The organism is Aquabacterium sp. (assembly GCF_035476535.1).
In the GTDB taxonomy this organism is placed as follows: Bacteria; Pseudomonadota; Gammaproteobacteria; order Burkholderiales; family Burkholderiaceae_C; genus Pseudaquabacterium.
In genome coordinates this window covers 1-4,248 of record NZ_DATILJ010000017.1, presented here as the reverse complement: position 1 = coordinate 4,248, position 4,248 = coordinate 1, and the positions used below count along the sequence as shown (strand labels likewise).

General features: G+C 70.0%; 3 protein-coding genes and 1 riboswitch. All 3 genes read right to left on the bottom strand.

Annotation, left to right across the window (positions count from 1 at the left end; translation table 11 throughout):
• Nucleotides 1-2,088: S8 family serine peptidase (locus VLK61_RS01955; RefSeq protein ID WP_325417734.1), on the bottom strand; the 2,088-nt coding region annotated here is incomplete at its 3' end.
• A gap of 145 nt (nt 2,089-2,233) precedes the next feature.
• Nucleotides 2,234-2,321: riboswitch (cyclic di-GMP riboswitch) on the bottom strand.
• A gap of 150 nt (nt 2,322-2,471) precedes the next feature.
• Nucleotides 2,472-3,608 carry an MBL fold metallo-hydrolase gene (locus tag VLK61_RS01950; protein ID WP_325417733.1) on the bottom strand — a complete coding sequence of 379 codons (1,137 nt, stop codon included), beginning with the start codon at nt 3,606-3,608 and terminating at the stop codon, nt 2,472-2,474.
• A 91-nt stretch (nt 3,609-3,699) separates the two neighbouring features.
• Nucleotides 3,700-4,113, bottom strand: coding sequence for a PIN domain-containing protein (locus VLK61_RS01945; protein WP_325417731.1), 414 nt, complete (start codon nt 4,111-4,113; stop codon nt 3,700-3,702).
• Nucleotides 4,114-4,248 lie beyond the last annotated feature (135 nt).

Sequence of the window (4,248 nt, the reverse complement as noted above, 5' to 3'; positions counted from 1 at the left end):
GCCTTCGCTGAGCACCAGGCCGCTGCCCGCGGCCAGCCAGCCGGCCAGCGTGGCGCTGGGGATGAACACGCCGCTCTGGCCGCGCAACGAACTGGCGCCGGCCAGCGAGGCAGCCGACACGACGCCGCCGCCGACCAGGCGCTGGTTCGCGGCCGGCCGCGCGACGATGGATTTGAGCCAGGTGTTCGCCGCCTCGCCACGGGCCGCCGGCCAGTAGCTCAGCGTGTAGCGCTGCGCACTGCCGCGCACCCACAGCAGGCGCGGGTCGTACAGCGGCTGGTACTGCGTGAACAGCGCACTGCCGCTGAGGATCTGGTTGCCGCCGGCAAAGACGATGCGGCTCCAGGCCACGTTGCTGCCGTTGATCGTCGACAACGGCGCCGGCAGGCTCTTGCCCGGCGCCAGCAGCGAGGCGCCCGCGACCAGGCTGCCGGCCTCGACGGCCGCGGCGATGTCGCTGCGCAGTGCGCCGGCCAGTGCCACGGCACCGTGCACGTTGAGCAGCCCGGCGCCCTGCTGCAGCAGGTTGGCGCCGGCCACCGGCTGCGCGCTGTACTGCAGGATGGCCTTGACCAGCGGCGGCGTCAGCCCCGGGTTGGCCTGCAGCATCAAGGCCACGGTGCCGGCGACCACCGGCGCGGCCACCGAGGTGCCGCTCAAGTTCATCAGCTGCTTCAGTTTGGGCTGGCTGCTGCCGCCATAAGGCGCGGAAATATCGGGATAAGTACGCGGCAGCACGCTGAAGCCTCTGACCGAGCCCTGCTTGTCCGAGGCCAGCACCGAGACGATCTTGTTGCCCGGCGCCACCAGGTCGGGCTTGAGCAGGTTGTCGGGTTGGCGTTGGCCATTGGCGTCGAGGCTGCCGCCGCGCGTCGGCCCGCGCGAGCTGAAGAAGTTGACGCTGTCGTCGCCGCGCGGCGCCGTGTCCTTGGTGTTCGCCGAGCCAACGGTGATCACCGCCGGGTCGTTGCCCGGTGCGCTGATCGCGCCATAGACCTCGACGCCGTTGGCGTCCTTGCCGAAGTTGCCGGCTGCCACCACCACGGTGATGCCGGCGGCCACTGCGCTGCGCACCGCGCGGCACAGCGGGTCGGTCAGGTAGGACTCGGTGGAGTCAGCCGCCAGGCTGACGTTGAGCACGCGGATGTTGTAGTCCTTGGCGTGGTAGATCACCCAGTCGATGCCGGCCAGCACCTCGCTCAGTTCGCCGTTGCCGGCGGCGTCGAGCACCTTCACGTCGTACAGCCGCGCGCCTGGCGCGAGGCCGGTCGAATCGATGGCCTGGCTGTTGTCGCGGCCGGCCGCAACGCCGGCGACATGGCTGCCATGGCCATAGGCGTCGGCGCTGTCGCTGCGGTCGGCGTTGATCAGCCGTTCGAAGTCCGATGCGGCGCGGCCGCTGGCGCTGCCGTTGTTGATCCAGCCCGAGACATCGATGCCGGGCTGCCACAACTTGCCGGTGGCGTCGCCCGCCTTCTGGAAATCGACCGCCCGCGCGACGCGGCTGGCCTTGCCCGAGGCATCGAGGAAGTTGTCGTGGTTCCAGGCGACGCCGGAATCCAGCACCGCGATGCCGATGCCGCTGCCATCCAGCCCGCTTGAGCCGCGGCCGCCGGCTTGCACTTCGCTGGCCCCGGTGGCCAGCGCCAGCGCACTGGCGGTGCGCCGCGTCAAGCGGTTCGGCGAGATGCTTTGCACATCGGCGCGCTGCGCGATCTCGGCCACCCGGTTGGCCGGCAACAGCACCGACAAGGCGCTGACCGACAGGTAGCGGTAGTAAACCGAACCGCCGACCGCCAGCACATGGGCGCGCAGCTCGGTGAGTTCCGGATCAGTGGCATTGCTGACCACCAGCGCACGAACGTAGCGGCCGGCGGCCAGGTCGCGCGACCAGTTGTTCTTCGGCGTGGCGGCGGCCTGCAGCGCATCGCGCAAGTCCACTGCGATCTTGCGCGACGCGGCGCCCTGCGCCCGCGCCGCCTGTGGCCCCCACAGCGCGGCCAGCAGGCCGACGATGGCCAGCGCCGCGAACGCGGTGCGAAGCATGCGGGATTCAATCAGTACTACGAAGCGTGCGAGGTTCTTCATGCGCGACTCCTGGGGTGGCCCGGTTCGAGCGCCCGGCCCACGGGCCACGGGAAGGAGTCGCACCACGTTCCGGCAACACAGGGTTGCCAGCGCCGCAAAAGCGCGGCACGCGGCGGGTCGCGGCCCTCAGGCCCCCACCCGTCTCGTTGGCAACCCCGCTGTCATCGCCCCTGAGGGCCTTAGACCGGAAGCTTTGCGACCCCGACTTTCGTGCGGGTGTGCCTTTGTCTCGATGTCAGGGACTGTATCGGCCTGAAACGGCAGCAGATTTAGCATTTCCCCTGATGGCCAGGTGCATGCAAGCGCTGCTGCGTGACGAAGTGCTCGGTACGCGGCCAGAGCGACGCCAGACCCCCGCAGGGCAGCGGCCGTCCAGCCGCCGCTCAGTTCAGGCGGTAGCGCTCGACGCCGTCGGCATCCACTTCCTTGCGCGCTTCACCCCGCGCCACCAGGTAGTTCAGGTGCGCCAGGCTCTCGCCGGTGGCCATGCCCAGCAACTCGCCCTGGTTGTCGATCGGCCGCGCGAACAGCGCGCCGAAGACATCGATCGCCCGCTTGGGCTCGGCCAGGCTGCGGCGCAGGCGCTCCAGCCCGCGCTGATGTCCGGCGGCCAGCCGGTCCAGCCGTGCATGCACGCCGCGGAAGGGCTCGCCGTGGGCCGGCAGCACCAGCAGATCGTCGCTCAGCGTGGCGCGCAGGCGATCGATCGAGGCCAGCCAGTCGCCCAGCGGGTCGGCGTCCGGCTCGGTCGGGAACACCGAGACGTTGGACGAGATGCGCGGCAGCACCTGGTCGCCCGAGATCATCACGCCCAGTTCGTCGCACAGCAGGCAGGCATGTTCGGGCGAATGGCCGCGGCCGACGACGATGCGCCAGGCACGCCCGCCGATGGCCAGCGTCTCGCCATCGGTGAGACGGCGGAAGCTGTCGGGCAGTGCATGCAGGTACTTGCCGAAGCCGCCGAAGCGCGCGCGGTAGACGTCCAGCGCCTCGTCGGGCCAGCCGCAGTGGCGGTAGAAGCGGATCGCCTCGTCGGGCGCCTCGCGGCCGGTGTCGGCGGCCAGCGTGCGGCAGGTCAGGTATTCGAGCCGCGTCATCCACAAGCGGCACTGGAACTTGCGCGTCAACCAGCCGGCCATGCCGACATGGTCCGGGTGCATGTGGGTGACGAAGATGCGCGTCAGCCGCGCGCCCTGCGGCGTGGCGGCCAGCGGGCCGTCGGGCGCCACCAGCTGACGCCAGGCGGCCAGCGCCTCGGGCGTCTTGGTGCCGGTGTCGACGATGGCCCAGCCGGGCCCCTGCTCGTCTTCATCGGCAATCGCCCACAGGTTGATGTGGTTCAGCGCAAACGGCAGCGGCATGCGCAGCCACAGCAGCCCGGGCGCGATCTCGCGCACGCAGCCGGGCGCCGGCGGCTCGCCGCAGGGGTAGACCAGGCCGTGGTTCTCTTCCGGGCGGCTGTCGGTGCGGCCGTCGGAGGTGACGATCGGGGCGGATGCGGGGGGTGGGGACTGCGACATCCGCCGATTTTGCCGGCAAGGGCTTCACACGGCTGACGCTTGGGTGACGAACCAGGTCACCGAGCCAGAGCGGATTTCCGTCGTCGCAAGATCACTCCGGTGCTGCCAACCAGTTTTCCAGCGTCAGCGACGCGACACGCCGAAACTCACGTTCGTTGTCCGTGACCAGCGTGGCGCCGACGGCCAGAGCCTGGGCGGCAATCCAGGTGTCGTTGGCGCCAATCGGCGTGCCCTGACGCTCCAGCGCAGCGCGCACTTGCGCATAGTGGGCAATGGTCTTGTGATCGATGCCCACCAGGGGCAGACGTTCGGCCAGTTCCGCCAAGCGACCGCGGTTTCGCGGGCCGTGGGCACTCTTCTCCGCGCCAAACGCCAACTCGCCCAGCACGATGGCCGATAGGCGCAGTTGAGACAGCGGCAGCGCTTCCAGGCGTTGGCGCACTGGGGCATGCCCTTTGAGTGCAGCAATCAGGATGTTGGTGTCGAGCAGGTAGACATCTGCCATCGCTCAGTCGTCCAGCGACGGCACGTCTTCGGCGAGAGGGTCCGCCGGCACTTGCAGGTCGATGTCGTCGGCCTGCCAGAAGTCGCGAAACGCGTCCGCGGCCATCTTGGCGGGCTCGCCGGGGACCAGCCGCGC

Bases quoted from the DNA above. Each gene is read 5' to 3' on its own strand.
- VLK61_RS01945 (WP_325417731.1), bottom strand. From the start codon at position 4,113: ATGGCAGATGTCTACCTGCTCGACACCAACATCCTGATTGCTGCACTC.
- VLK61_RS01950 (WP_325417733.1), bottom strand. From the start codon at position 3,608: ATGTCGCAGTCCCCACCCCCCGCATCCGCCCCGATCGTCACCTCCGAC.